Consider the following 23,961-nt stretch of genomic DNA (forward strand, 5'->3'; position numbering starts at 1 on the left):
AAGTATGAAGTTTTATCAACTTGGTTTTCGCTATTTACAGCGAAAAAAAGGAAAAACCATTCTTCTGTTGATTGTTTTGATACTTGTAAACAGTATGATTTTAGGTACAAGCATGATTTTAAGGACTACAAATGAGTCCAAACAAGCCATGCAGGAAAAGACAAACTCTAAGATTGTGGCTGAAATTACAAGTAAGGACAGCAAGATAACAGAGAATGAAGTAAACAAGATTGAAACGCTGGAAGATGTTTCGTCTATCAACCGTATCGGCAGACAAGAGGTATTTCCGAATGATTTTGCTCCCGTTACGCTCAATACTTCTACGAATGAGGAAAATTTGAAAATAGCGTTGCTCTCCTATGATGATTTGGAAAAGGACAGCCCTTTTTCAGAAATGCAGTACCGCTTATCTTCTGGCGATTATATCAAACACGAGAAAAAAGGTGCTGTTATCAATGCGAACCTTGCAAATCAAAATGAGCTAAAAGTTGGAGATACGATTGAATTAAGTACAGAAAACGGAACAAAAGTATCTGTTCAAATTATTGGAATTTTCATGTCCGCAGGAAATGTGGAAAAAGACCAGCCAACAGAAACTACCGCAGTCAATCGAATAGAAAATCAAGTCTTTATTGACAACAGCACTTATAAAGAATTGTTCAAAGAAGCTGAATTTGAAAAACTCTGCGTTTATTCAAAAAGACCAGAAAAATTAGATGTGCTGGAAACCAGCTTGCAAAAAATATTCGGAAATGATGTAGAACTTAGCACTTCCGATACCCTTTATCAACAGATGTCTGCTCCATTAGAGCAAATCAGTAAGGTGGCAAATCTTATGCTGGTACTTACATTGGTAACTGGTACTGTTGTTGTTTCCCTGCTGTTATGTATGTGGATGCGGACAAGGCAAAAAGAGGTGGCAATCTTTATGAGCCTCGGCAAGACAAAAAGTGAAATTTTCCTGCAAACTTTATTAGAAGCAGGCAGTGTATTTACACTTTCGGTTTTAGGAGCAACAGCCATTGGTAAATTGTTCTCGGGCGTTTTGCAAAATGTCATTACTGGTTCAGAAACAGTAACAGAAAATCTGAAAGTGGTGTTGCAGATACAAGATATTGGAATGTTGTTCCTTTTAGGTGGTGCAGTTATTCTGGTGGCATTGTGCTGTTCCATTCTTCCGATATTACGAGCAAACCCAAAAGATATATTAGCGAAAATGGAGGGATAGTACATGAATTTTTTTGGATTGGCAAGGCGTTCTGTGTTCAGAAAGCCCATAAAAAGTATTCTCTTATTGTTGATTGTTTTTGCAATCAGTACCCTGCTTCTTGCAGGTGTGGCGAGCAAAAATGCCAGTATTGAGGTGCAGGACAAAACCAGACAAGCCATAGGTGCAGGCTTTCTTTTAGAAAGAAATGCAGAGTACCGAACAAAACGAGTTCGTGAATACTCAGAAAAGATTGGTAATGATAAGGAAGGTAGTTTTGGTGGCTACCATCAGGAAAAAGAGATTATCAATGGTGTGGAGACTTGGTCAGGCTGGACAACAAATGAATTTGAAAGCTTAGATATAAAAGACATTGAGAAACTGGCAAAAACAAAAGGAATTGCTGATTACAATATTACAACAGCAACAACTCCTGTAAACCCTGTAAATTTCAAAAGAATTGAAGATAAAGATGTAGACCAAAGTGTAGATGAGGGAGGTGTAAGCTTAATTGGAAACAAAGATATGAAACTTGACAGAAATGTTTTATCTGGAAACCTGCATATCAAAGAGGGACGAATGATAACCCCAGAGGATAAAGATATGTGTGTCATTTCAGAGGAACTTGCAAAGCAAAATAATCTGAAAATCGGCGATAAGATTTCTTTTAATGATTACCACGATACTGTAAATTCAAAGGTATCAGAAGCTGAGATTGTTGGAATTTATCAAGTGGATCAAAAGATGTCCCCACTTATGCAGGGAGATACTTACCGTTCGGAAAATGTAATATTTACAGATTTGAGATTTCCAGAAAAGGCAGAGGGTGAAACAAGTCCATTATATGAAAGAGCCTATTTCAAAGTAGAAGATGTGGAAGCTTACGACGAAGTAAAAGAAAATCTGCAAAAAGTAGACATCAACTGGGAGCAATATGATTTGATTGACAATAACGGAAATTCCGAAACCATGTCCTCAAACTTCAATGATTTAGCAAAAGTAAGCGAAATGATGATATTGGTAATCTCTGTTGCAAGTTTTGTTATCCTTGTTTTAGTATTTCTGTTCTGGCTGAAAAATCGAGTGCAGGAAGTCGGTATTTTCTTATCTCTCGGTGTTCCGAAATTTAGAATTATCGGACAAATTTGGAGCGAAGCGATTATGATTACTGTTCTTTCCCTTATGTTATCCTTTGCTGTCGCTCCTGCTGTTTCCAAAGTAACGGCAAATTATCTGGTATCACAGCAGGTTCAGCAAATGCAAGAGGAAGAAAAGAATAATGAGGGAAAAGTATCCACAGAATACGTTGCACCAAAGCAGGACGTGCAGAGTATCAGCGTAGAGGTTACACCAGAAATGTATCTGTTGGACGGTGTAAGTGTTCTTGTGTTGATAACGGCTTCTGTTCTGGTATCTGGAATTGTAATACTAAAGAGAAACCCGAAAGATATTTTATCGGAAATGAGTTAGGAGGACGACGAAAATGTTAGAAGTAAAGAATGTAAGCTATGCTTACAAAACAAAAAAAGATAAAACCATTTTGAATAATGTATCTGCTACTTTCGAGGAGGGTATCTTTTATACCATTATCGGTCCGAGTGGTGCAGGAAAAACAACACTCTTATCGTTGTTAGCAGGCTTAGATACAGCAGTAAAAGGGACTGTCCTTTGCAATGGCGAGGATATTACAAAAAAAGGGCTGAATTACCACAGAAAGCATAATATCTCATTGGTATTTCAAAATTATAATCTGATTGATTATTTGACAACGGTTGAAAATGTCAAATTAGGTGGTAGTGGAAATGCTGAAAAATTATTGGAAGAAGTCGGTATTGGAAAAGAATACTGGCAGAGAAATGTATTGCAACTATCTGGCGGACAGCAACAGCGTGTAGCGATTGCAAGAGCATTAGCCAGCGACGCTCATGTACTTTTGGCAGATGAACCGACGGGAAATCTTGATGAAACTACCGCTGATGAAATCATTGCTTTGCTGAAAAAGACTGCACATGAATTAGGAAAATGTGTTGTTGTGGTTACACACAGTAAGCATTTGGCAGAAGAAGCCGACGAAATCTTAGAAATTAAAAACGGTGCAATTTCTTTTCTGTCTGAATAAACAAGAATAGTGCCGTAAAGGAGCTGTCATTATGGAATATTTTAGATATACCTCGACACAATCAATTTGACCCTAACGGCATTGTTATAAGAACTAAATACAATACAGTTTCAAAGGCTCGTACAGACTATATGTTTTGTGCGGGCTTTTTTGTATCTGAAAGCTTTTTTGATTTTGAAATACTCTAAATTTATTTTCTGAACAAATTTCATATTTATTCCACATTCATTTTGTATAATATACGTTGAGGTGAGAATATGGCAAATTTATTAGTAGTTGAAGATGATTATGATACAAATGAAGCAATCAGCGAATATATGAAAATGGTCGGACATAGCACTCTATCTGCTTTTGACGGAGTGCAAGCAATAATTACGTTACAAGAAAATAATGTTGACCTAGTAATATTGGATATTATGCTACCTAAAAAAGACGGTATTAGTGTATTGAAAGAAATTCGGGAAAATAGCTCTATTCCCGTTCTTGTATTAACTGCAATCGAAAATGAACATACACAAGTTTCTTGTTTTGACGCAGAAGTAGACGACTATATTACAAAACCATTTTCTATGATTTTGCTTGAAAAAAGAGTAAAAGCGTTATTGCGTCGTAGTGGGAAAAATTGTGATGTGAAACAATTACAGATAAATGATATTGTGGTAGATTTTGCTGGATATACTGCAAAGAAAAAAGATAACGAGAAAATAGACCTTACTCCAAAAGAATTTGATTTGTTAAAATTGCTTGTAGAGCATAAAGGGCTTGTACTGACGAGAAATCAGATTATTGATGATTTATGGGGGTACGGCTATCCTATTGCAGACAGAATAATTGATACTTATATTAAGAACCTAAGAAAAAAACTTGATATAGATAATATTATTACTGTAAAGGGTGTAGGCTACAAATATGAGGAAATTATATGATTATGAAAAAATTGAAATTATTCCCTAAAATTTTTCTTTATACATTTTCTGTAATGCTATTTATCATTATTATTGCACATATAATGATTTATACTTTTGCTCCGCAAATGTTATCAAGTATAAACAGCATATCAGAAAATGGAATTATGATTGAAAATGCTCTAAATACAGAGAGGTTTGTTTCTGAAGCAATTTTACGGGCATTTCCGTTTTCTTTTATACTTAGCATAATAATCGCTTTCATTTGCTCTTTTTTATTTTCAAGAGTAATTACAACTCCGATTAAAGAAATTTCTGATACGACGGAAAAAATGGCAAAATTAAAGAAAGAGGTATCATGTCCTGTTTATTCATTTGATGAAATAGGTGTCTTGGCTACAAATGTAAATACATTATATAAAAATCTAATCACGACTATTAACAATTTAGAAGATGAAAAGATAAAGAGTAATGAAGCCGAACAATTAAAAGTTGATTTTCTGCGTTCTGCTTCACATGAATTGAAAACTCCCGTAACTGCTTTAAATGCGATTTTAGAAAATATGATTTTGGGAGTTGGAAAATATAAAAATAAAGATGTTTATTTGTTGGAGTGTAAAGAAATCGCAGATAGACTTTCTCACATGATTAAAGAAATTTTAGATACTTCCCGATTAGACTTTTTAGCTGGAAGTGAAAAAACCGAAGAATTTAATTTAGCGGAAATTCTAAATAAAATTTGTGAACCATACCAACTAATTTCACAGTCAAAAGGAATTGATTTTCAAGTAACTGTTCAAGATACTTGCCTTGTAAATACTTCAAAAAAGCACATGGAGAAACTACTCTCAAATGTATTATCAAATGCTGTTTCTTATACGGAATTGGGACATAGTGTTTCGGTAGTTTTGCAAAAAAACAAAATTATGGTTAAAAATGAATGTACACCTATTCCAGAGAGTATAATTCCGCATTTGTTTGAACCATTTTACCGTCCAGATTTTGCCAGAAATAGAAAAGACGGTGGAAATGGTCTTGGTTTATATATCGTTGATATGATAGCAAAGTCATTAAATCTGACATATACATTTAAGCAAATGAACGCTTTACAAGGTATGTGTTTTACATTGTATTTTTAGAAACCTCTCATTGTGGGAGGTTTTTTTGATTTTATCTGAAATTTCATATTGCTTCCATATTGAGATGTTATTTTATAGTTGTTGCAACAGATATTATGAAATTAGGAGGCATTTTTATGAATTGTATAAAGCGTGGCTGGCTATATACCACCAGAAAAAAAGGAAAAAGTTTTTTGCTATTTTGTATTCTTTTTCTTATTGCAGTATTTGTTTTAAGTGCGTTGGCTATTGATAAGGCTTCGTCATTAGCACAAGATAATTTACGCAAAAGTTTAGGGGGAGAATTTACAATCGGATATGATTATTCGGAAGCTAACCCTTATTTGAATGTAGAAGCGGTAGATGGTGGTACAATTATGTATTCTACCCAGCAAATTACTCCAGACTTGATTGAAGAAATAAGTAAAATAAAAGGCGTACAGTATTGTAGTGCAACAACAGAAACACTTACAGCATTTTCTACGATTGATTTCTTTAAGGGAAACATACCGATAGAAGAGGAATTTAGGAATACGACTAAGATTTTAGGTGTTTGGAAAAGCGAAGAAAATAAACATTTTACTTCTAAACAGATAAATTTAGTTGAGGGCAGGCATATTACCCCACAAGATAAAGGCAAAGTGATATTAAGCAAAGATTTAGCTGTAAAAAATCAAATACAAGTGAGAGATATTCTTAAAACAGATAAAGGAATTGACCTAGAAATTGTCGGTTTGTTTCAGCAAAATGAAACGGAAAGTATCAATGAACAAGTTACTTCTTATGACAAAATTCAGAATTTAATGATTGCTGATTTAGCTACACTCATTGCTTTAGAAAACAGTCCAGCTATTCAAGGTTTTAATGAAATGACAGTTTCTATTTCTGACCCTCAAAGTATGCAGAAAATTATTTCTACCATAAAAGACATAAAGACGGTTGATTGGAAAGGCTTTTCTATTATAGAAAATAATGAAAACTATGATAAGGCAACAAGCTCATTACAACAGATTTCTAATCTTGTATCCACATTTTTAGTTATTATTTTCATTGCAAGTGTTATTATTCTTTCTCTTATTTTAACAATGTGGTCAAGAACTCGTATTCACGAAACGGGAATTTTGCTTTCTGTCGGAATAAGGAAAACATCAATTATCAGTCAATATATTACAGAGGTACTTCTTATTGCAGTCATTGCGTTTTTCCTTTCCTACTTCCCTGCTACTGTTGTTGCAGATCAAGTAGGAAGTTATTTACAAAATGCACCAGAGCAAATTGAAATATCAGAAGATACCGAGGGATTGGTTGCCGATAATAGAAACGGTACAAGTGATGATGTGGCGAATACAAATATAACTATGCCAGATTTAGATATTCAAGTTCAATCAGAAGAAATGGTTATGTTATTTATTTTGGGAATTGGAATTGTTGTCATTTCAGCAGGTATATCTTCAATTTCAACCATGCGATTAAAGCCCCGTGAAATATTGACAAAAATGAGTTAATGAAAGGTAGTTTGTGATGAAGAAAATAGGAATAGTTCTATTGATATGCGTTTGTTCCGTAATGTTTTGTGGCTGTACTTTAGAAACTGAGGACACAACAAATAATACGGAAAATATAAATGAATATGATTGGGAATTAAAAGATAATGCAAATACGAATGACTTTATATTTGAATTTACACCGACAAAGTAGAAAGGAGACAATATGGGTGTTTTGGAAATACAAGATTTAAAATATTCTTATGATAACAAGAAAAATGTACTAAATGGTATCAATGCTCAAATGGAACTAGGAAAGATATATGTCATTTTGGGAACATCTGGTTGTGGGAAAACGACATTACTTTCTTTACTTGGTGGACTGGATAGTGCTTCAAAAGGTAAGATTTTATTTAATGGAAAAGATATTGCAGAAAAGGGATTGGAAAATCATCGTCGTAATCACGTTTCTTTTATCTTTCAAGCATATAATCTGATTGATTATATGACACCATTGGAAAATGTGAAGTTGACAAGTAAATTGCCACCCGAACCGATTTTAGAAAAAATGGGATTGACAAAAGAAGAAATGAAACGAAATGTGTTACAGCTTTCTGGCGGACAACAGCAACGTGTAGCGATTGCAAGAGCATTAGCCAGCGAAGCACCTATTATTTTGGCAGATGAACCTACTGGAAATCTTGATGAAGATACGGCAATGTCGATTATGAGAATTTTAGAAGAAAGTGTACATCATTTGAATAAATGTGCGATTATTGTTACACATTCTAATGAAGTTGCGAAACGTGCTGATGTAGTTTTTCAATTAAAACGAGGTACATTACAAATCATAGATACATTAGAAAGAATTTGATGTGAAAATTCATACGAAATATCAAATAAGCCGTAGTTGTATTTTTCGTTTATTGCGAGTTATACACTACGGCTAGATTAAAATATTTATTTTTAAATCTTTATATAATCTTCAAATTTGTTTTTTATGCTTTAATCAAACAAAAGGAAAGGATATGAACGATATGGAAGTAATTTTAAGAACAAATAATTTATGTAAAGATTTCAAAAATCAAAGGGCTGTAAACAATGTATCTATAACCGTCCGTGAAAATTCGATATATGGACTACTCGGTCCAAATGGTGCAGGAAAGTCTACACTTTTAAAAATGATATGTGGAATATTGAAACCTACATCTGGAAAAATTGAATTTTCTAATCACAAGTGGAGCAGAAATGATTTATCTTATATCGGTACTCTTATTGAAACACCACCATTGTATGAAAATTTGACAGCCTATGAAAATTTGAAAGTTCGTGCTGAATTACTGAAACTTTCAGATGAACGTATAAGAGAAGTGTTGGAAATTGTAGGATTGAAAAACACAGAAAAAAAACGAGCAGGTCAATTTTCATTAGGAATGAAACAACGCTTGGGAATTGCTCTTGCAATTCTTAATAAACCACGGCTATTGATATTAGATGAACCGACAAACGGACTAGACCCTGTGGGTATTGAGGAGTTGAGAGAGCTGATTTGCTCCTTTCCAGAACAAGGAATAACTGTTATCTTGTCTAGTCATATTTTGTCAGAGGTAGAACAAATTGCAGACGATATTGGCATTATCTCTAATGGAAAGTTGGGTTATGAGGGAAAACTTCATTCGGGAGAAAATTTGGAACAGTTGTTTATGCGTATTGTAAAAGAACACAGAAAGGAGTTTTAACAATGAATTACTTGAAAGCTGAAATGTTGAAGTATAAACGCTCATTTGCTAATAAGATTTTAGTTATTGCTCCGATTTGCACAGGTTTATTTGCTTGGGTGGTTGGTGGTTTTACAGGTTATCAATATATGACTTTGTACTGGTGGTATGCGTTTTTGTTACCGGGAACAATCGCTATTCTCTGTTATCTTGCAAATCAGAAAGAAGAACGAGCAGGCAAATATTTTTCTGTGTTTTCCATGTCTATTCATCTTAAAAAATTCTGGTTCTATAAGAATTTGATTTTGATTGAAAAAATATTGGTTGGAGCATTGATATTATCTTTAATTATTTGCATTTCTAATGTGATTGCCCCTGCCACAACGGTTTATACAACGTTGCAAGTGTTTGTCGGTAGTATTCTGATTAGTTATGCTTCTATTTGGCAACTGCCATTATGTTTATTCCTTGCAAAAAAGATTGGAATGTTCGGTACAATTTTCATCAATACACTTTTAGGAATATTCCTACCACCATTAGCAGGAAATACAGATATATGGTTTTTGTTCCCTCATTGCTGGTCAGCCAAATTGTCAGAGTCACTTATGGGAATTGAGATAAACGGGACGTTAATGCCACACATAAATATATCGTTAAATATTGTTTTTATTGTATTGGTTTTAACAAGCATACTCTTTATTGTATTATCTGCTTTTAGTGCAACATGGTTTTCTAAACAGGAGGGTTAGCATGAAAAATGTAATAAACTCTGAATTTATAAAAGTCAAACATACCTCATATTGGCAACTTCATATTATTTTGCCTGTGGTTGGTGCTTTGCTGTATATTGCATATTTTGCTATTTACTCAACTGTTCCTGCACTAAATAAAGAGAACTTTTTATTAGAATTAACAGCTACGGTTTTCCCGTTGGTCATCAGTATTGTTACTGGATTGAATAGTTCCCTAGAAGAAAGGGCTTCACACTTTCAATGTATTCTTTCATCAAAGGAACGTATTTCTATTTGGAATGGAAAACTAATATTTCTGATTTTAACAGGCTTATTTTCTATTCAACTTTTGATGATTACGTTTTGGTTGGGGGTAAAAATGCTGGCAATATCTGATATTTCATTATTTTTTTGTGTAAGTGCAGGGTTTATATTGTTTGCAGGTAATATCGTTATTTATATCTGGCATTTGTTTTTAAGTTATCGTTTTGGAATTGGTTTTTCTCTATTCTTTGGAGTATTTGAAAGTTTGCAGGTCATTTTATACAGCAATATTACTCTTGCTGGAGTATTCAGATTTATACCTTTCTCTTGGGGAATTGAGTTGTGCCATTCATTTATAAATTCAGATATAAATATACTGAACATTGCGATTGTAGGTTTATTAACAGGGATTACTCTATTTCTAACTTGTATATGGATAAATTGTTGGGAGGGAAGAAAAAAACATGAATAAGATATTTAAGCGAAGTTTCTGCTTGTTATTTCTATGTATAACTTTTCTTTGCTCTGGCTGTTCCTTGCTAGAAAATAATACAGAATATCAGAAAGAAAAAGAAAGATGTATCGTTAATAAAAACGATATTTCACGATTTAGTTATGGTGGAAATGAGTATGCTATACTTGATGATACTTATGAAAGTTCCGATATTGGCGAATGGGTCGGATATATTCGGAAATTGATTGTTATTGACGAACAAGGAAATGCTCTCGAACAGATAGATTATGATAGTGATACCCTAGAGGATATGGAAGTGATTTCACAAAAATATACAGAACCAGTTTATACTGTACCATATCTTAATGTTTACAAAATAAAAGACAGCAACGCCCCTATGATATTGACTGTTGATGTAAACGGTAATTTCCATAAGGCAATTTTATCTGATAAAATTTCAGAAAAAGATACACTTATTCAAATAGAGAAACCAAACGAAGATAATAACTTTACCATAAACAAGGAGAATTGTACACAGTTAATCAACGGTAATAAAATTTATCAAATTACAAATGAGATTGTGACTTCCGACCAAACAGAAAAATATTTAGGTATAATTGCCGAAACGGTTTTATTTGATATGAATACAAAATTACCTATTTCTAAATCAGAGCAGAACCAAATTGATTGGACTGGGGAAAAGAGCCAAAATGTCCAAAGAGTGAACTGGTTTTATCAATCCGTTTATACTATAAAAGGACAACAGACAGATACAGCTGTTGCTATCAAGATCAATAATGAATATCGTGTAGCAAAAGCTGTAACTTGTGAGTAGTTTAGTAGCATGGTATAATTATTCACGAATTTTATACGAAAGGAGCAGATAAATATGTCGAATATATTGGTAATTGATGATGAAGAAATGATTTTACAACTGATTAAAAATGGTTTGCAAAAAGACGGTCATACAGTATCAGTATATTCTTCAGCAATGCAGGTTTCATTAGATACATTAAGCCATTATGATTTGATTATCTTAGATGTGATGATGCCAGATATTGACGGTTTCTCTTACTGTAAGAAAATTCGTGATTTAATAGATTGTCCATTGCTGTTCTTAACGGCTAAAATAATGGAAAATGATATTACTTACGGGTTAGGATTAGGAGCAGATGATTATTTGACAAAGCCTTTTAGAATTGCTGAACTTCGTGCCCGTGTAAATGCACATTTACGACGTGAAAATAGAGAACGTCATAATACATTAAATTTTGACCGTATTAAAATTGACTTGTCAGAAAAAGAAATAAGGATTGACAATCAAACTGTTGTATTTACTAAAAGCGAATATTTAATTTGCGAATATCTCGCTAGAAACAAAGGACAAGTATTTTCAAAGGAGCAGATATATGAAGCTGTTTTTGGTTTTGACGGAGAAAGTGATAACTCAACAATTTCTACTCATATAAAAAATATCCGAGCCAAATTTGCAAAAGTAAATATTCAGCCGATTTTAACTGTATGGGGGATAGGATATAAATGGGATTGAAAAAAGATATATCATTAAAAAAAGCATTTTGGAAGTTTCTTTTTTGGTTATTGACTGGATTAGGTGTATCGGTTGCAATTCCGTTTCTTGTGTTTCTATTATTAGGAAGTTCGGGAATAGTGACGTATGCTGATAATTGTGAACAACAAACAAAAGCTCTTGTTCCTGTACTGACTGCAACACCCGATATTACAGATATTCGACTTCCATTAGGAACAAAGTATCTACTTTTAGATAAATCATATCAACTTATTGATACAAGCATGAATGATGATGAATATGAACAGGCTATGCTATTTGCTACAACGGGACAAACAACAGACAAAAAGACACAATTTCTTCTTGTCACTCGTGATGATGAATATATTGTTTTGCAATACTATGTGGGTTCTCAATTCATAGACCCGTGGTTAAATGAACATCTGCCCTCTCCAGAAATACTAATGATAGGTGTAATGATTTTTAACTGTTTAGTTGTATGCGTGTTTTTAACAACGCATTTTGCTAAGATATTAAGCAAAGAATTGTTCCCTATATTCAAAGCAACTAAGGAAATTGAAAATCAAAATTTAGATTTTGAAGTGGAACATTCTAAGATTAAAGAATTTGAAAATGTCTTACATTCTTTTGAGAAAATGAGAAGTAGTTTAAAAATATCTTTGGAAAAACAATGGAAAACCGAACAAATACAACGGGAACAGATTGCTTCACTTGCTCATGATTTAAAAACACCATTAACCGTTATGCAGGGAAATATCGACCTGTTAGACGAAACAAACCTTAATGAAGAACAAAAACTATATTTATCGTATGCAATGACCAGTTCAGAACAGATGAAACAGTATATAAAAACGCTGATTGATATATCCAGAGCGTCTGCTGGCTATCAATTACAACTAGAAGATATAAATTTTTTAGATTTTTGGAAACATATTTTATTGCAAACTGAAATTGTCTGTAAAGATAAAGGACTTGTTATTCAGCAGACACAACGCAATTTTCCGCAAAGTATAATTGGGGATAGAATGTTACTGGAACGAGCATTTATGAATTTAGTTTCAAATTCTTTAGAGTACTCGCCCGAAAATTCCACATTATATATAGACGTAGAGAGTAAGAACAATTATTTGAATATTTGTATTACCGACTGTGGTTGTGGTTTTTCAAAAGAGGCATTGGAACACGCAAAAGAACGTTTCTATATGGCAGACCAAAGTAGAAGTTCTAAACTGCATTATGGAATGGGGTTATATATTGTTGACAGCATTATAAAACAGCATAAAGGAAAACTTTTGTTAGATAATTCGATAGAAACCAAAGGAGCTAAAGTTACTATACAGTTACCATTATGAAATCTTCAAAATTAGGGGGGTATCCTTTAAGTGAAGATAAAGATTGTATTATAGAATTATGACATATATATCGGTAACTGACGTTAATATTAAAAAGGAGTATGAATATTATGATAGGTCTTAAAAAGCGAGATATAAAAAAAGCATTGAAAGCAGGTGCAAAAGCTGGCGGTATTTCATTGGCTGATGTACGAGCTGATATTGAAGCGACGATTGATGAAGCTATGAACAGTACCGACCCAGAGGTGCAGGCAAATTTCAGAAAGTATTTTGGGAATAAACGCCCTACACCCGAAGAATATATTTACAAGATTACAAAAAAGACAAAAGTTTAGTAAAGTTATTTGCTACCTGCGGAGCAGATCAGCAAATAGATAATGCAAAAAAGGAAAAACAAGAAGCTGATTACTTCTTGCTTTCCCTGCTATTCAAGATACCGTCAATCGTACCTTGAATGATTTTTAATTCGTTATCACTCAATAAATCAAGAGAGGTTTCTATTTGACGACGAGCTGTACTTTTTGCTACTTTCTCCGTTGGATAGAAATATTCATCAACTGATATATTGAACATGGTAACTAAATCATGGAATAATTGAAAACTAGGGTGTGAACCAACATTTTCAATATCTGCGATATGGCGTTCTCCATAGAACACTTTATCGCCTAAATCATTACGAGAAAGCCCTGCTCTCTCACGGGCTTCTCTGATTGCCAGTCCTAAAGGTCTGAAATCAAAAGTTTGTGTTTCTTTTGCTTTTCTCATTTTAAATCACCTAGCATGAGTTTATACTTCATGCTGTATATTTAGAATGTGTTAAAATTGCATATAGTATGCAGTAATAATTCAAAAGCTGTTATCGTGTGCGGTAAATAAAAAAAACCGTTCCTAGATAATATACTTTTGTGCGTCTTTAAAAATAAGAGGGCGGTTTTGGATAACCAGAACTGTCCTTTTTTTCTTGAGATATGAGGAATAGCTCTGGTTAAAGGGGGCTATACCATGACTGCATACAAAAGAACGCTTTGCCGTTCTCAACTGGATAAATATTTCAGTCCACTATTACAATCATTATACCCTTTATATGAGTTAAAAATTCATATCAATAGAATTTATAAAACAGTCCGTTTGTGTAATTACACATTATCGGGCTGTTTTTGTTTTTCAAAAAAATTTTTTTGAAAATCTTGGTAGCTTGCCACCTCTTTGGGTAGTTAGGGTGCGGAAAGGGGGAAATAAACAAAAGTTTATTTCAATCCAGCACGGAAAGGAGGTGAGCAAATGAAAACATCTTCTTTCAAACAAGCCATTGAAGCACAGTTTGATTGCCTTTCAAAAAAAGTAATTAAACGTGCAGTAAAGAAAGGCTACCGTGATATGAAAAGGCGTGAAAAACACGAATGTTTATTTTCGGATATTCCAGATTATGAACAATCACGTTTTGGAGAATTGGATAAATACGAAAGCGATTATACTGTATTCAATATCTTAGGCATTGAAGTCTGGGTTGAGGACGACCAGTTAAGCGAAGCCCTTAAAACATTGACAGAGAAGAAACGCAACATTATTTTGTTGTCCTACTTTATGGATATGTCGGATAGTGAAATCAGCGAATTTATTAAAATTCCCCGTTCTAACGTTCAGTATCACAGAACAAAAACACTTGAAGCAATGAGAAAAATTATGGAGGAACGCAAATGAAGAAATATGAACATCTGCCTTTTGAGGTTATTTTATCAGCAACAGAGGGCGACCCAGAAGCGATTGAAACTGTTATGAAATTTTATGACGGTTACATTTCTAAACTTTGCCTGCGTAAATTGTATGATGAATACGGTAACGTCTGCATGGTAGTTGACGCTGAATTAAAAAACAGAGTTCAGATAGCGTTACTTGATATGCTGATGAATTTTGAAATTGTAGTAATGTAGTACATACAAGTGAAGTCTGGCACGTCCCCCCCTTTCCTGCCACTTCACTTGTCATTCTATTAAAACCAAAATCTGAAAGTTGGTTTTAATGGGCTGGATAGCCGATAGTTCTTTGACAACTGAATAAAGCAGACAGATACGTTTGTGAGATAGCGAGCCACGGGGACTGTACGCCACGACCTTTTCAAAAGAAAGCGAGCGACCCACGCAGTGATCCGAGAGCGACTGTTGGAAAAGTCGTTTTGCCATGACCTATCTTCACAGAATAATGATACGTCCGCATGGTGCGGTTCTGCCCACAAGAATGGGAATAGTTGAGATACTAACGGAGCTTTCCAAAGCCGTCTGCCTGCTTATGTAACTTATAAAATAGACACACAGTAAAGGGGGTGTTACATTATGTTAAATACTGATGTGTTAAATGATGTGATGTTCCAGCGAGGTAAGGTGTTGGAATATGAATAAAACGAAGATAAGAGCAACGGAACAGCCGATTGCTGTTGATATAGAGGGACTGTCTGCTATGTTATCTTGTGGTCGTGCTACTGCAAGAAAGATTGGTGAGCAGGCAGGAGCAAAAATTGTGATAGGTCGCAGGGTTCTTTATTCCATAGAAAAAGTCAAGAAATACTTGTTATATTTGGAAGAATAGAGCGATTTTCTATTTATGTTCTCTGGCGTGTGTAGTATAATAAGAAAGGACAAAGCACGCTGTGAGAACAAGAAAAGAGGCTTTTTCAGAAAGGAATGGTTCTCATGGCAATTAGTAGAAAAGACCCAAAAGGAAGAAAATTAAGAGAGGGCGAAAACTGGCGTAATGATGGAAGATACAGTTATCGTTATACAGATGTAAGAACAGGCAAGAGATTGACAGTCTATGCACAAGATTTACCAGAGCTTCGAGAAAAAGAGAAGCAGATTGCAAAGGATATGGAAGATAACATATTGACAGACGGAGCAATCAAAAAAATGACGCTCAACACGTTATTTGAGCGTTATATGGCAACTCGTGAGTTGGCTGATACTACAAGAGTTAGTTATGTTCGTGCTTGGGAAAACAGAGTAAAAGGCGAGATTGGAAATATTAAAGTTGTTCAGCTTTTACCCTCACATATTAAAGCATATTATGCGAAACTTTCCAAAGCTGGATATGCTTATTCTACAATCAAGTATATTCACAACCTGCTTTATCCTGCGTTAGAAATGGCTGTTGATGATGATATTATCCGAAAGAACCCTGCAAAAAGTTCCATTAGCGATTATGGAAAACCAGCAGAGGAAAAAGAAGCCTTAACAGTTTCTCAACAAGAAAATTTTATGGAGTTTGTAAAACAGAGCAATGTCTATAACACATATTATCCTATGTTTACCATAATGATTGGTACAGGGTTAAGGTGTGGGGAGCTTATTGGTCTTACATGGAAAGATATAAACATCAAGGCAAAAACGGTTAATGTAGACCACCAGCTCATTTATAAGAATTTAGGCGACGGTTGCAAGTTCCATATCTCAACACCAAAAACGGAGTCGGGTATTCGTATTATACCTATGACACAAGAAGTTGCAAAAGCCTTTGAGGAACAAAGGAAAATCAATTTCATGCTTGCAAAGGATAAGAGCATTGAGGTGGACGGGTATTCGGGGTTTGTCTTTACAGCGAAATCGGGCAGACCGCTTATGCCGAATGGCGTAAATAGTGTTTTATATAACATTGTAGACGCATATAACAAAACCGAAGTAGAGAGAGCAAAAAAAGAGCATAGGAAAGCAGAGCTGTTACCAAAGTTTTCAGCTCATGTAATGCGTCACACAGCTTGTACCAGAATGGCAGAGTGCCGTATGGACGTAAAAGTTCTTCAATATATTATGGGACACGCTCATATAGATGTAACAATGGAAGTGTACAACCATATTGGAGAGCTGACAAGGATTGAAAATGAGATTGCAAGACTAGATAGTATGGTGTTAAATGCTTGACACCATAAAAAGAAAAATTGGTGTCAAATTGGTGTCAAAACAGAAAAAATCACAATTTCAAAAGAAATAAGATACTGCAAACCATTGATTTTAAAGGGTTTGCAAAAAAATAACAAAAATATTAGCACTCAGGTGTTGACAGTGCTAACGAATTGACGTATACTATTAGCAGACATAAGGTAGGAGTGCTAGAGGGAGTGAGAGAGATGCTGTTAACAAATAGACAGATTGCGATATTCAAAGCAATTGTGGATGAATTTACCAAAACAGCAGAGCCTGTCGGTTCCAAGCGTTTGATTGATCTCTTGGATTTCTCCTGTTCAAGTGCTACCATCCGAAATGAAATGGCAGCCTTAGAAGAAATGGGATTGTTAGAAAAAACACATACTTCCAGTGGAAGAATTCCCAGCAGCAAAGGATATCGTTTCTATGTTGAAAATCTAATGGAAAAGCAATTGGATGAAGGAATCAAAGATTCCCTGCAGGAAGTTTTTCGTCAAAGACATTTTTCCATGGATGAAGTTGTTAAGAAAAGCTGTGAAATCTTATCGCAGATGACATCGCTAACTTCTGTTGTGCTTGGACCGGAAAGCAGATATCAGACACTGCAGCATGTACAGCTGTTTCCATTAACAGAAAGAAGTGCTGTGGCAGTATTTATTACCGACCATGGACATACGGAGAATAAGACATTTCATTTTCAAGCGGATGTTAGCTTAGAGGATATTAAAACTTGCTGTAATATTTTAAATGATAAGCTAGTCGGAACGCCAATTTGCAATGTTGTTGAGAGAATGAAGGAAATTGAACCTTTGATAGCTTCTCATGTTGCCCGTCATGAAGTGCTGTTTGAAGCATTCGTTAGTGCATTTATGAAATTTGCAAGTGAACATGTGTACTGCAGTGGGCAATCTAATATGTTATATCAGCCGGAATTTGCGGATATTGAAAAACTGAAAGAATTGATGAAAATGCTGGAGGATAGCTCTTTATTTCGACAGATTGCAAATCATGAAGGAAATGTGGCGATTGAAATTGGCGGAGAAAACAATTTGATTCAAATGGACAATGTAGCAGTTGTTTCCAGCCGATTTAAAATGAATGACAAAGAAGAAGGAGAACTGATGATTGTTGGTCCAACAAGGATGCAGTACAATCGTGTAGTTGCCTTAATGGAATATATGAGTAAAGTGTTGGAAGATATGTATCGACAGGAAGAATAAGGAGGTCAGTATGCAGGAAGAAAAAAATGTACAGGAAGAAATTAAAGAAGAAGTAAAAGAAGAAACTGCACAGGCATCAAGTGAAGAAGTAGCAAAGGAAGATGCAAATGTAGAAGAAACAGAAAATGTAGAAACAAATAAAGAAGAAAAAAAATCATCCAAGCTTTTCAAGAAAAAAAGAATTGAAGAGCTGGAAGAAGAGGTTGCGAAACTGAAGGAAGAACTTGCAGCTAGTAAAAATGCCTACTTTAAGGCTTATGCCGATGCAGAAAATTTAAAGAAACGTTTACAGGCAGAGGCTGACAATGTACGAAAATATCGTATTCAGGGATTTGCGACAGAGGTGCTGCCAGTTATTGACAACTTGGAACGAGCATTGGCAACCAATGTGGAAGATCCAAATTTGAAGAATTATGTAAAAGGATTTGAAATGATTTATCAGCAGTTGATTCATATTTTGAATAACGAAGGTGTAAAAGAAATTGAAGCACAGGATAAACCATTTGATCCAAACTTCCATCAGGCATTGATGCAGGAAGCTGTAGAAGGTGTAGAGCCTGGAATGGTTGTGGAAGTGTTACAGAAAGGTTATATGTTAAAAGATCGTGTATTACGTGCTACCCTTGTTAAGGTAAGTGAATAAAGGAGGATATATATTATGAGTAAAATTATTGGTATTGACTTAGGAACAACAAATAGCTGTGTATCTGTTATGGATGGTGGGGAATGTAAAGTAATTACAAACCCAGAAGGAAATCGTACAACTCCATCTGTTGTAGCTTATAAAAATGGAGAACGTATCGTTGGTGATGCTGCAAAACGTCAGGTAGTTACTAACAAAAATACAATTAGTTCTGTAAAACGTTTGATGGGAACGAATGAAAAAGTAGAGTTGGAAGGAAAACAGTATACTCCACAGGAAATTTCAGCTATGATCCTTCAGTATCTGAAAGGATATGCAGAAGATTATTTAGGAGAAAAAGTTGATAAAGCCGTTATTACTGTTCCTGCATACTTTAATGATGCACAGCGTCAGGCAACAAAAGATGCTGGTAAAATTGCTGGATTGGAAGTAGAACGTATTATCAACGAACCAACGGCAGCAGCACTTGCTTATGGTATTGATAAAACAGATAAAGAACAGAAAGTTCTTGTATATGACTTAGGTGGAGGAACATTTGACGTTTCTATTTTGGAACTTGCAGACGGAACATTTGAAGTATTATCTACAAATGGAGATACACACTTAGGTGGAGATGACTTTGATAACGTTGTTGTTGACTGGATGGTAGATACATTCAAGAAAGAAAATGGTGTTGACTTGTCAAAAGATGCAATGGCAATGCAGCGTTTAAAAGAAGCTGGTGAAAAAGCGAAAAAAGATTTGAGTGGAATGGTACAGACACAGATTTCATTGCCATTTATCTCTGCTGGAGCTGATGGACCTCTTCACTTTGAAGCAACATTAACTCGTGCTAAATTTGATGAAATGACAAAACACTTGGTAGATCGTACAATGGAACCAGTTCGTAACGCACTTCGTGATGCTGGACTTACAAAAAATGATATTCACCAGGTATTGTTAGTAGGTGGATCTACTCGTATTCCAGCTGTTCAGGAAGCTGTTAAAAACGTATTAGGAAAAGAACCAAACCGTTCTGTAAACCCGGATGAAGTTGTAGCTATGGGTGCTGCTATTCAGGGTGGAGTTATCCAGGGTGATGTAAAAGATGTATTGTTGTTAGATGTTACACCATTAAGTTTAGGTATTGAAACAATGGGTGGAGTTATGACCGTTCTAATTCCTCGTAATACAACAATTCCTACAAGTAAATCACAGATTTTCTCAACTGCTGCAGATAACCAGCCAGCTGTAGATATTCGTGTACTTCAGGGTGAACGTCCAATGGCTAACGACAATAAAGAATTAGGTATGTTCAAACTTGATGGAATTGCTCCTGCTCGTCGTGGAGTTCCTCAGATTGAAGTTACTTTCGATATTGACGTTAATGGTATCGTACATGTATCTGCAAAAGATAAAGGTACTGGTAAAGAACAGTCTATCACAATTCAGAATACTTCTGGTTTAAGTGATGAAGAAATCGATCGTATGGTACGTGAAGCTGAAGAACACAAAGCAGAAGATGAAAAACGTAAAGAAGAAATCGATTTAAGAAACCGTGCAGAAGGATTCATCGCACAGATTGATGGAATGCTAGCTGATAATGGTGATAAGATTGATGCAAAACAGAAAGAAGAAACACAGAAACTTCGCGATGACTTGCAGAAATCATTAGATGAAAATGATATGGCTGCCGTAAAAGAAAAATTAGATGCATTGGAAAAAGCAGCACAGGCAGCAAGTGCACAGATGTATCAACAGCAGGCTGCTCAGGGAGCAGATGCAAATACAGGAACAAACAACGATGATAATGTTGTAGATGCTGAATTTGAAGAGAAAAAATAAATTAGCAATTCATCACATTGCCTAGTGCTTGCACTAGGTTTTGTGATGTTACTGCCTCAAGTCGGGTAGTAACGTTTTATAGGAAGAAAGTGGAGAATTTATCATCTGTAATAAACGACAAGAAAGATAAGATAACTCCATAGGAGGGTGATCCGAATGAGTAGTGAAAAAAGAGATTATTATGAAGTCCTTGGGCTTAGCAAAGGTGCAAGTGATGATGAGATAAAAAGAGCCTATCGTAAGATGGCGAAAAAATACCATCCGGATATAAACAAAGAACCGGATGCAGAGGCAAAATTTAAAGAAATTAATGAGGCTTATGAAGTTTTAAGTGATCCTCAAAAGAAAGCAACATACGATCAGTTTGGTTTTGCAGGTATGGATGGTGCACAGGGCTTTGGTGGACAAGGCTTTGGAGGATTTGAAGATTTTGGTGATATTTTTGGGTCTTTCTTTGGAGGAGGTTTTGGCGGTGGAAGTCGTCGAAGCAATACAGGACCTCGTAAAGGAAATGATCGTTTCATGCAGATGCGTATTGATTTCATGGACGCAATTTTTGGTAGAACTGAAACAATTACGCTGGAAGTTGATGAGCCTTGTGAAGAATGTTCTGGAACAGGGGCTAGATCAAAATCAGATATTACCTCATGTTCTCGCTGTGGAGGAAGTGGTACAGTAACGACACAGCAGCGTACACCATTTGGAGTGTTCCAGTCACAGTCTGTATGTCCTGACTGTAATGGAACCGGAAAGAAAATTTTGCATAAATGTTCAAAATGCGGTGGAAAAGGTTATGAACATAAACGTGTGAAATTGGATATCAAGATTCCTGCAGGTATTCAGTCTGGTCAGCAGGTACGTGTTCCAAATAAAGGAGAACGTGGAATTAATGGAGGTCCTAATGGGGACTTGTATATTGAAATCTTAGTTGGACGTCATAAACAATTTGTTCGTGATGGAAATGATATTCGAATTTCTATTCCTATTAGTGCTGTTGATGCTGTGTTAGGATGTAAAATTGATGTTCCAACTGTATATGGGGATGTAGAGCTTACCATTCCTGCAGGAACGCAATATGGACAGCAGTTCCGTTTAAAAGGAAAAGGTGTAAAATCTCCACGTGGACAGCAGGGAGATCAATATGTAGAAGTACGTGTTGAAATTCCAACAAAGATTACCAGAGAAGAAAAAGATTTATATGAAAAACTTCGTAGTAAAAAAGGGCATGAATCTCCTTTTGAGAAGTTTAAAAAAGCATTTAAGTAGAAAATCTTATATTTGTTTATTATTGGGGGATCATATCCCCCTTTTTTGTATAGTAAATCGTTAGTTTTGAAATCAGACAGTTAAATGTTGTTAAAACTAAGATATGTAAAATTGTATATCTGCGTCAAAAGGAATATAATAGATTTCAAAGAAAGAAGGGAATCTTATGTTAATTAAAAATGGTAAAATCTATACGATGGAAAACAGAGAAATTTTTATTGGGGATATTCGAATTTTAGATGGGCATATTAGTGAAATAGGTGCGCATTTGGAACAATTAGAAGATGAGGATGTTCTTGATGCGACTAATAAATATGTGTATCCTGGTCTTGTAGAGGCACATTGTCATTTAGGAATGGAAGAGTCGTCTATTCGCATGGAAGGAAATGATGTCAATGAAAGCAGTGATCCTGTTACACCTCATGTAAGAGCGATTGATGGCTGTAATCCAATGGATGAAACAATACGTCATGCATGTGAAGCAGGTGTTACTACAGTTGCTGCAGGACCTGGCAGTGCCAATGTCATTGGTGGAACTTTTATGGTTTATAAAACCTATGGAAACTGTATAGATGATATGGTTATTAAAAATCCAGTTGCCATGAAGTGTGCTTTTGGTGAAAATCCAAAACGTGTATATCAGGAATCTAAAATTAAGACTAGAATGAATATTGCGGCTCTTTTAAGGGAAACTTTATATAAAACAAAAGAATATATGGAAAAGAAAGAGAGTGCACGAAGAAATGCAGGAAATACACCTGCATATGATATGAGGTTAGAAGCAATGATTCCAGTATTAAAAAAAGAAATTCCTTTGAAATGTCATGCGCATCGTGCTGATGATATATTAACAATTATACGTATTGCGAAAGAATTTGACATTGATGTTACTTTGGATCATTGTACAGATGGAGAAGTGATTAAAGAGAAGATAAAAGAAAGTGGATATCCTGCAATTGTAGGTCCTGCCTTAACACATAAAAGTAAGTTTGAATTAGCAAACAAATCATTTACAACACCAAAAACATTGATGGATGAAGGCGTATTAGTGGCTATTACAACAGATTCTCCTGTAATTCCACAGGAATACTTATCTTTGTGTGCAGGATTAGCTATGAAAGCTGGGATGGAAGAAATAGAAGCTTTAGAGGCAATTACTATTAATCCAGCTAAAATTTTAGGGTTAGATAATCGTTTAGGAAGTTTAAAAGCAGGAAAAGATGCAGATATTGTCATTTGTGATGGATCTATTTTAGACTCATTAACAAAGGTAGATTATACGATCATTAATGGAAAAGTTGTATATCAAAGATAAATAAAAAAGAAACATAAGTTTCCTGTATTGCTTAACGCAGGAATTATGTTTCTTTTCTTTTACATAGATAAGAAATGATAAATATTGTATATATTGATAAATATAATAACGATCATTAAACCGATAAACAATTTATCAACCATGGCTTCATTGATTTTCTTGTTGATCTTACGTCCAAAGATACCACCCAGTATTCCACAGATAACCATTCCAGCAAGCAAGAAGATGCTTATCTGACTAAGGTTAGTTGTAAATAGACTTCTTAATGTACTTGTTCCCTGTGAAAATAAAATGATATATAAAGAATTTTGTGCAGCTTCTTTTGTACCCATCGTAAAGAAGAAGTATAAGACAACAAGATTAATAGGACCTCCTCCAATACCCAGGAAAGAGGAAATACATCCCAGTATGAAACCTATGATTAAACATAGGAATAAATTAGTTACTCGATGTGTATGAATAGAATCTTTTTTTATCGTATAAAGCAAAGTTCCTAATGTGATCAGCATTAAGATAAAAGCCTGTACAGCTCCTGCTGTATTTGGAGTTTCAAATAAAGAAGCTACATAAGTGAATAACTCTTTTCCTGCTAGTCCTCCGATGGCAGCACCGATTGCTAAAGGAGTTCCAAGTTTCATATTGATGGATGAATCTTTTGCGATAAGACTTTTACAAACGGAATATGTCGTCATTGATAAAACGGTACATCCAGATAAAAAATTAATAACAGATACATCTAATACACCAAAGGCATCCATGACAGGTTTAATGATGATTCCTCCACCAATGCCACAGATTGCACCTATGATAGAAGCAGAAAAACTAATGATAAAAAACAAGATATACATACAAACCTCCAAAACTTCTTTTTAACAACTTTT

Annotated in this window: 26 protein-coding genes; 24 read left to right on the forward strand and 2 right to left on the reverse strand. The window is 34.9% G+C overall.

The window, feature by feature from the left end; translation table 11 throughout:
• Positions 1 to 4 precede the first annotated feature (4 nt).
• The 15 genes from A9CBEGH2_RS01060 (at position 5) to A9CBEGH2_RS01130 (ending at position 13,236) form a co-directional block, all read left to right on the forward strand.
• Entirely contained in the window at positions 5 to 1,228 is a 1,224-nt protein-coding gene (locus A9CBEGH2_RS01060) for an ABC transporter permease (protein WP_003431894.1), read from the forward strand.
• 3 nt (positions 1,229 to 1,231) lie between these two features.
• Positions 1,232 to 2,677, forward strand: coding sequence for an ABC transporter permease (locus A9CBEGH2_RS01065; protein ID WP_163104141.1), 1,446 nt, complete (start codon positions 1,232 to 1,234; stop codon positions 2,675 to 2,677).
• A gap of 13 nt (positions 2,678 to 2,690) precedes the next feature.
• Positions 2,691 to 3,326, forward strand: a complete 636-nt coding sequence (locus tag A9CBEGH2_RS01070) for an ABC transporter ATP-binding protein (RefSeq protein WP_021423054.1) — start codon at positions 2,691 to 2,693, stop codon at positions 3,324 to 3,326.
• A 257-nt stretch (positions 3,327 to 3,583) separates the two neighbouring features.
• Positions 3,584 to 4,252: a response regulator transcription factor gene (locus A9CBEGH2_RS01075; RefSeq protein WP_077712409.1), complete on the forward strand. Its 669-nt coding sequence runs from the start codon at positions 3,584 to 3,586 to the stop codon at positions 4,250 to 4,252.
• Positions 4,249 to 5,370 (forward strand): sensor histidine kinase, encoded by a 1,122-nt coding sequence (locus tag A9CBEGH2_RS01080; RefSeq protein ID WP_077712408.1) that lies wholly within the window; start codon positions 4,249 to 4,251, stop codon positions 5,368 to 5,370. Before A9CBEGH2_RS01075 ends, A9CBEGH2_RS01080 begins: the two co-directional genes overlap by 4 nt.
• A gap of 116 nt (positions 5,371 to 5,486) precedes the next feature.
• Positions 5,487 to 6,854 (forward strand): ABC transporter permease, encoded by a 1,368-nt coding sequence (locus A9CBEGH2_RS01085; protein ID WP_163104142.1) that lies wholly within the window; start codon positions 5,487 to 5,489, stop codon positions 6,852 to 6,854.
• A gap of 16 nt (positions 6,855 to 6,870) precedes the next feature.
• The gene (locus A9CBEGH2_RS01090) at positions 6,871 to 7,047 is read left to right on the forward strand and encodes a hypothetical protein (protein ID WP_163104143.1); all 177 of its coding nucleotides are present in this window, start codon (positions 6,871 to 6,873) and stop codon (positions 7,045 to 7,047) included.
• Between the two features lie 12 nt (positions 7,048 to 7,059).
• Entirely contained in the window at positions 7,060 to 7,707 is a 648-nt protein-coding gene (locus A9CBEGH2_RS01095; RefSeq protein WP_144017118.1) for an ATP-binding cassette domain-containing protein, read from the forward strand.
• A gap of 163 nt (positions 7,708 to 7,870) precedes the next feature.
• The gene (locus A9CBEGH2_RS01100) at positions 7,871 to 8,572 is read left to right on the forward strand and encodes a lantibiotic protection ABC transporter ATP-binding protein (RefSeq protein ID WP_131034963.1); all 702 of its coding nucleotides are present in this window, start codon (positions 7,871 to 7,873) and stop codon (positions 8,570 to 8,572) included.
• Positions 8,573 to 8,574: 2 nt separating this feature from the next.
• Positions 8,575 to 9,300, forward strand: a complete 726-nt coding sequence (locus tag A9CBEGH2_RS01105; protein ID WP_131034956.1) for a lantibiotic immunity ABC transporter MutE/EpiE family permease subunit — start codon at positions 8,575 to 8,577, stop codon at positions 9,298 to 9,300.
• 1 nt (position 9,301) lies between these two features.
• Entirely contained in the window at positions 9,302 to 10,018 is a 717-nt protein-coding gene (locus tag A9CBEGH2_RS01110) for a lantibiotic immunity ABC transporter MutG family permease subunit (RefSeq protein ID WP_131034957.1), read from the forward strand.
• Positions 10,011 to 10,835: a NisI/SpaI family lantibiotic immunity lipoprotein gene (locus A9CBEGH2_RS01115; RefSeq protein WP_163104144.1), complete on the forward strand. Its 825-nt coding sequence runs from the start codon at positions 10,011 to 10,013 to the stop codon at positions 10,833 to 10,835. The genes A9CBEGH2_RS01110 and A9CBEGH2_RS01115 overlap by 8 nt, the downstream gene beginning before the upstream one ends.
• 54 nt (positions 10,836 to 10,889) lie before the next feature.
• Complete coding sequence (locus A9CBEGH2_RS01120) at positions 10,890 to 11,549, forward strand: response regulator transcription factor (RefSeq protein WP_131034959.1); 660 nt, start codon at positions 10,890 to 10,892, stop codon at positions 11,547 to 11,549.
• A complete protein-coding gene (locus A9CBEGH2_RS01125; RefSeq protein WP_163104145.1) occupies positions 11,540 to 12,901 on the forward strand; it encodes a HAMP domain-containing sensor histidine kinase in 1,362 nt (453 codons plus the stop codon). The genes A9CBEGH2_RS01120 and A9CBEGH2_RS01125 overlap by 10 nt, the downstream gene beginning before the upstream one ends.
• 110 nt (positions 12,902 to 13,011) lie before the next feature.
• Complete coding sequence (locus A9CBEGH2_RS01130) at positions 13,012 to 13,236, forward strand: hypothetical protein (protein ID WP_163104146.1); 225 nt, start codon at positions 13,012 to 13,014, stop codon at positions 13,234 to 13,236.
• 70 nt (positions 13,237 to 13,306) lie between these two features.
• Here the strand turns inward: A9CBEGH2_RS01130 and A9CBEGH2_RS01135 are convergent, their stop codons facing one another.
• Positions 13,307 to 13,666 carry a helix-turn-helix transcriptional regulator gene (locus A9CBEGH2_RS01135; RefSeq protein WP_077712404.1) on the reverse strand — a complete coding sequence of 120 codons (360 nt, stop codon included), beginning with the start codon at positions 13,664 to 13,666 and terminating at the stop codon, positions 13,307 to 13,309.
• Between the two features lie 516 nt (positions 13,667 to 14,182).
• On the opposite strand from A9CBEGH2_RS01135, the gene A9CBEGH2_RS01140 reads away from it, so the two are divergent.
• From A9CBEGH2_RS01140 to A9CBEGH2_RS01185, 9 genes are all read left to right on the forward strand, one after another.
• Entirely contained in the window at positions 14,183 to 14,602 is a 420-nt protein-coding gene (locus tag A9CBEGH2_RS01140; protein WP_071143795.1) for an RNA polymerase sigma factor, read from the forward strand.
• Entirely contained in the window at positions 14,599 to 14,832 is a 234-nt protein-coding gene (locus tag A9CBEGH2_RS01145) for a helix-turn-helix domain-containing protein (protein WP_106622565.1), read from the forward strand. The genes A9CBEGH2_RS01140 and A9CBEGH2_RS01145 overlap by 4 nt, the downstream gene beginning before the upstream one ends.
• A 457-nt stretch (positions 14,833 to 15,289) precedes the next feature.
• Positions 15,290 to 15,484 (forward strand): hypothetical protein, encoded by a 195-nt coding sequence (locus tag A9CBEGH2_RS01155; protein WP_004614488.1) that lies wholly within the window; start codon positions 15,290 to 15,292, stop codon positions 15,482 to 15,484.
• Between the two features lie 104 nt (positions 15,485 to 15,588).
• Positions 15,589 to 16,809: a tyrosine-type recombinase/integrase gene (locus A9CBEGH2_RS01160; RefSeq protein WP_163104147.1), complete on the forward strand. Its 1,221-nt coding sequence runs from the start codon at positions 15,589 to 15,591 to the stop codon at positions 16,807 to 16,809.
• Positions 16,810 to 17,018: 209 nt separating this feature from the next.
• A complete protein-coding gene (gene hrcA / locus A9CBEGH2_RS01165) occupies positions 17,019 to 18,032 on the forward strand; it encodes a heat-inducible transcriptional repressor HrcA (RefSeq protein ID WP_115716024.1) in 1,014 nt (337 codons plus the stop codon).
• A gap of 10 nt (positions 18,033 to 18,042) precedes the next feature.
• Positions 18,043 to 18,675, forward strand: coding sequence for a nucleotide exchange factor GrpE (grpE, locus tag A9CBEGH2_RS01170; protein WP_115714421.1), 633 nt, complete (start codon positions 18,043 to 18,045; stop codon positions 18,673 to 18,675).
• Positions 18,676 to 18,690: 15 nt separating this feature from the next.
• Complete coding sequence (gene dnaK / locus A9CBEGH2_RS01175) at positions 18,691 to 20,499, forward strand: molecular chaperone DnaK (RefSeq protein WP_115714422.1); 1,809 nt, start codon at positions 18,691 to 18,693, stop codon at positions 20,497 to 20,499.
• A gap of 156 nt (positions 20,500 to 20,655) precedes the next feature.
• Positions 20,656 to 21,765 (forward strand): molecular chaperone DnaJ, encoded by a 1,110-nt coding sequence (dnaJ, locus tag A9CBEGH2_RS01180; protein WP_115714423.1) that lies wholly within the window; start codon positions 20,656 to 20,658, stop codon positions 21,763 to 21,765.
• A gap of 166 nt (positions 21,766 to 21,931) precedes the next feature.
• Entirely contained in the window at positions 21,932 to 23,080 is a 1,149-nt protein-coding gene (locus tag A9CBEGH2_RS01185) for an amidohydrolase (RefSeq protein ID WP_118361281.1), read from the forward strand.
• Between the two features lie 59 nt (positions 23,081 to 23,139).
• On the opposite strand, the gene A9CBEGH2_RS01190 is transcribed toward A9CBEGH2_RS01185, so the two are convergent.
• A complete protein-coding gene (locus A9CBEGH2_RS01190) occupies positions 23,140 to 23,928 on the reverse strand; it encodes a sulfite exporter TauE/SafE family protein (protein WP_178085850.1) in 789 nt (262 codons plus the stop codon).
• Positions 23,929 to 23,961: the final 33 nt, after the last annotated feature.

It is taken from the genome of Amedibacterium intestinale (assembly GCF_010537335.1).
GTDB lineage: Bacteria > Bacillota_I > Bacilli_A > Erysipelotrichales > Erysipelotrichaceae > Amedibacterium > Amedibacterium intestinale.

What these genes read in the sequence shown, in the direction of transcription:
- A9CBEGH2_RS01185 (WP_118361281.1), top strand. Translation starts at nt 21,932, where the DNA reads ATGTTAATTAAAAATGGTAAAATCTATACGATGGAAAACAGAGAAATT.
- dnaJ (WP_115714423.1), top strand. Translation starts at nt 20,656, where the DNA reads ATGAGTAGTGAAAAAAGAGATTATTATGAAGTCCTTGGGCTTAGCAAA.
- A9CBEGH2_RS01110 (WP_131034957.1), top strand. Translation starts at nt 9,302, where the DNA reads ATGAAAAATGTAATAAACTCTGAATTTATAAAAGTCAAACATACCTCA.
- A9CBEGH2_RS01120 (WP_131034959.1), top strand. Translation starts at nt 10,890, where the DNA reads ATGTCGAATATATTGGTAATTGATGATGAAGAAATGATTTTACAACTG.
- A9CBEGH2_RS01085 (WP_163104142.1), top strand. Translation starts at nt 5,487, where the DNA reads ATGAATTGTATAAAGCGTGGCTGGCTATATACCACCAGAAAAAAAGGA.
- A9CBEGH2_RS01140 (WP_071143795.1), top strand. Translation starts at nt 14,183, where the DNA reads ATGAAAACATCTTCTTTCAAACAAGCCATTGAAGCACAGTTTGATTGC.
- A9CBEGH2_RS01145 (WP_106622565.1), top strand. Translation starts at nt 14,599, where the DNA reads ATGAAGAAATATGAACATCTGCCTTTTGAGGTTATTTTATCAGCAACA.
- A9CBEGH2_RS01125 (WP_163104145.1), top strand. Translation starts at nt 11,540, where the DNA reads ATGGGATTGAAAAAAGATATATCATTAAAAAAAGCATTTTGGAAGTTT.
- A9CBEGH2_RS01080 (WP_077712408.1), top strand. Translation starts at nt 4,249, where the DNA reads ATGATTATGAAAAAATTGAAATTATTCCCTAAAATTTTTCTTTATACA.
- A9CBEGH2_RS01155 (WP_004614488.1), top strand. Translation starts at nt 15,290, where the DNA reads ATGAATAAAACGAAGATAAGAGCAACGGAACAGCCGATTGCTGTTGAT.
- A9CBEGH2_RS01060 (WP_003431894.1), top strand. Translation starts at nt 5, where the DNA reads ATGAAGTTTTATCAACTTGGTTTTCGCTATTTACAGCGAAAAAAAGGA.
- A9CBEGH2_RS01100 (WP_131034963.1), top strand. Translation starts at nt 7,871, where the DNA reads ATGGAAGTAATTTTAAGAACAAATAATTTATGTAAAGATTTCAAAAAT.
- A9CBEGH2_RS01115 (WP_163104144.1), top strand. Translation starts at nt 10,011, where the DNA reads ATGAATAAGATATTTAAGCGAAGTTTCTGCTTGTTATTTCTATGTATA.
- A9CBEGH2_RS01065 (WP_163104141.1), top strand. Translation starts at nt 1,232, where the DNA reads ATGAATTTTTTTGGATTGGCAAGGCGTTCTGTGTTCAGAAAGCCCATA.
- A9CBEGH2_RS01160 (WP_163104147.1), top strand. Translation starts at nt 15,589, where the DNA reads ATGGCAATTAGTAGAAAAGACCCAAAAGGAAGAAAATTAAGAGAGGGC.
- A9CBEGH2_RS01135 (WP_077712404.1), bottom strand. Translation starts at nt 13,666, where the DNA reads ATGAGAAAAGCAAAAGAAACACAAACTTTTGATTTCAGACCTTTAGGA.
- A9CBEGH2_RS01070 (WP_021423054.1), top strand. Translation starts at nt 2,691, where the DNA reads ATGTTAGAAGTAAAGAATGTAAGCTATGCTTACAAAACAAAAAAAGAT.
- A9CBEGH2_RS01130 (WP_163104146.1), top strand. Translation starts at nt 13,012, where the DNA reads ATGATAGGTCTTAAAAAGCGAGATATAAAAAAAGCATTGAAAGCAGGT.
- A9CBEGH2_RS01075 (WP_077712409.1), top strand. Translation starts at nt 3,584, where the DNA reads ATGGCAAATTTATTAGTAGTTGAAGATGATTATGATACAAATGAAGCA.
- dnaK (WP_115714422.1), top strand. Translation starts at nt 18,691, where the DNA reads ATGAGTAAAATTATTGGTATTGACTTAGGAACAACAAATAGCTGTGTA.
- A9CBEGH2_RS01190 (WP_178085850.1), bottom strand. Translation starts at nt 23,928, where the DNA reads ATGTATATCTTGTTTTTTATCATTAGTTTTTCTGCTTCTATCATAGGT.
- A9CBEGH2_RS01105 (WP_131034956.1), top strand. Translation starts at nt 8,575, where the DNA reads ATGAATTACTTGAAAGCTGAAATGTTGAAGTATAAACGCTCATTTGCT.
- grpE (WP_115714421.1), top strand. Translation starts at nt 18,043, where the DNA reads ATGCAGGAAGAAAAAAATGTACAGGAAGAAATTAAAGAAGAAGTAAAA.
- A9CBEGH2_RS01095 (WP_144017118.1), top strand. Translation starts at nt 7,060, where the DNA reads ATGGGTGTTTTGGAAATACAAGATTTAAAATATTCTTATGATAACAAG.
- A9CBEGH2_RS01090 (WP_163104143.1), top strand. Translation starts at nt 6,871, where the DNA reads ATGAAGAAAATAGGAATAGTTCTATTGATATGCGTTTGTTCCGTAATG.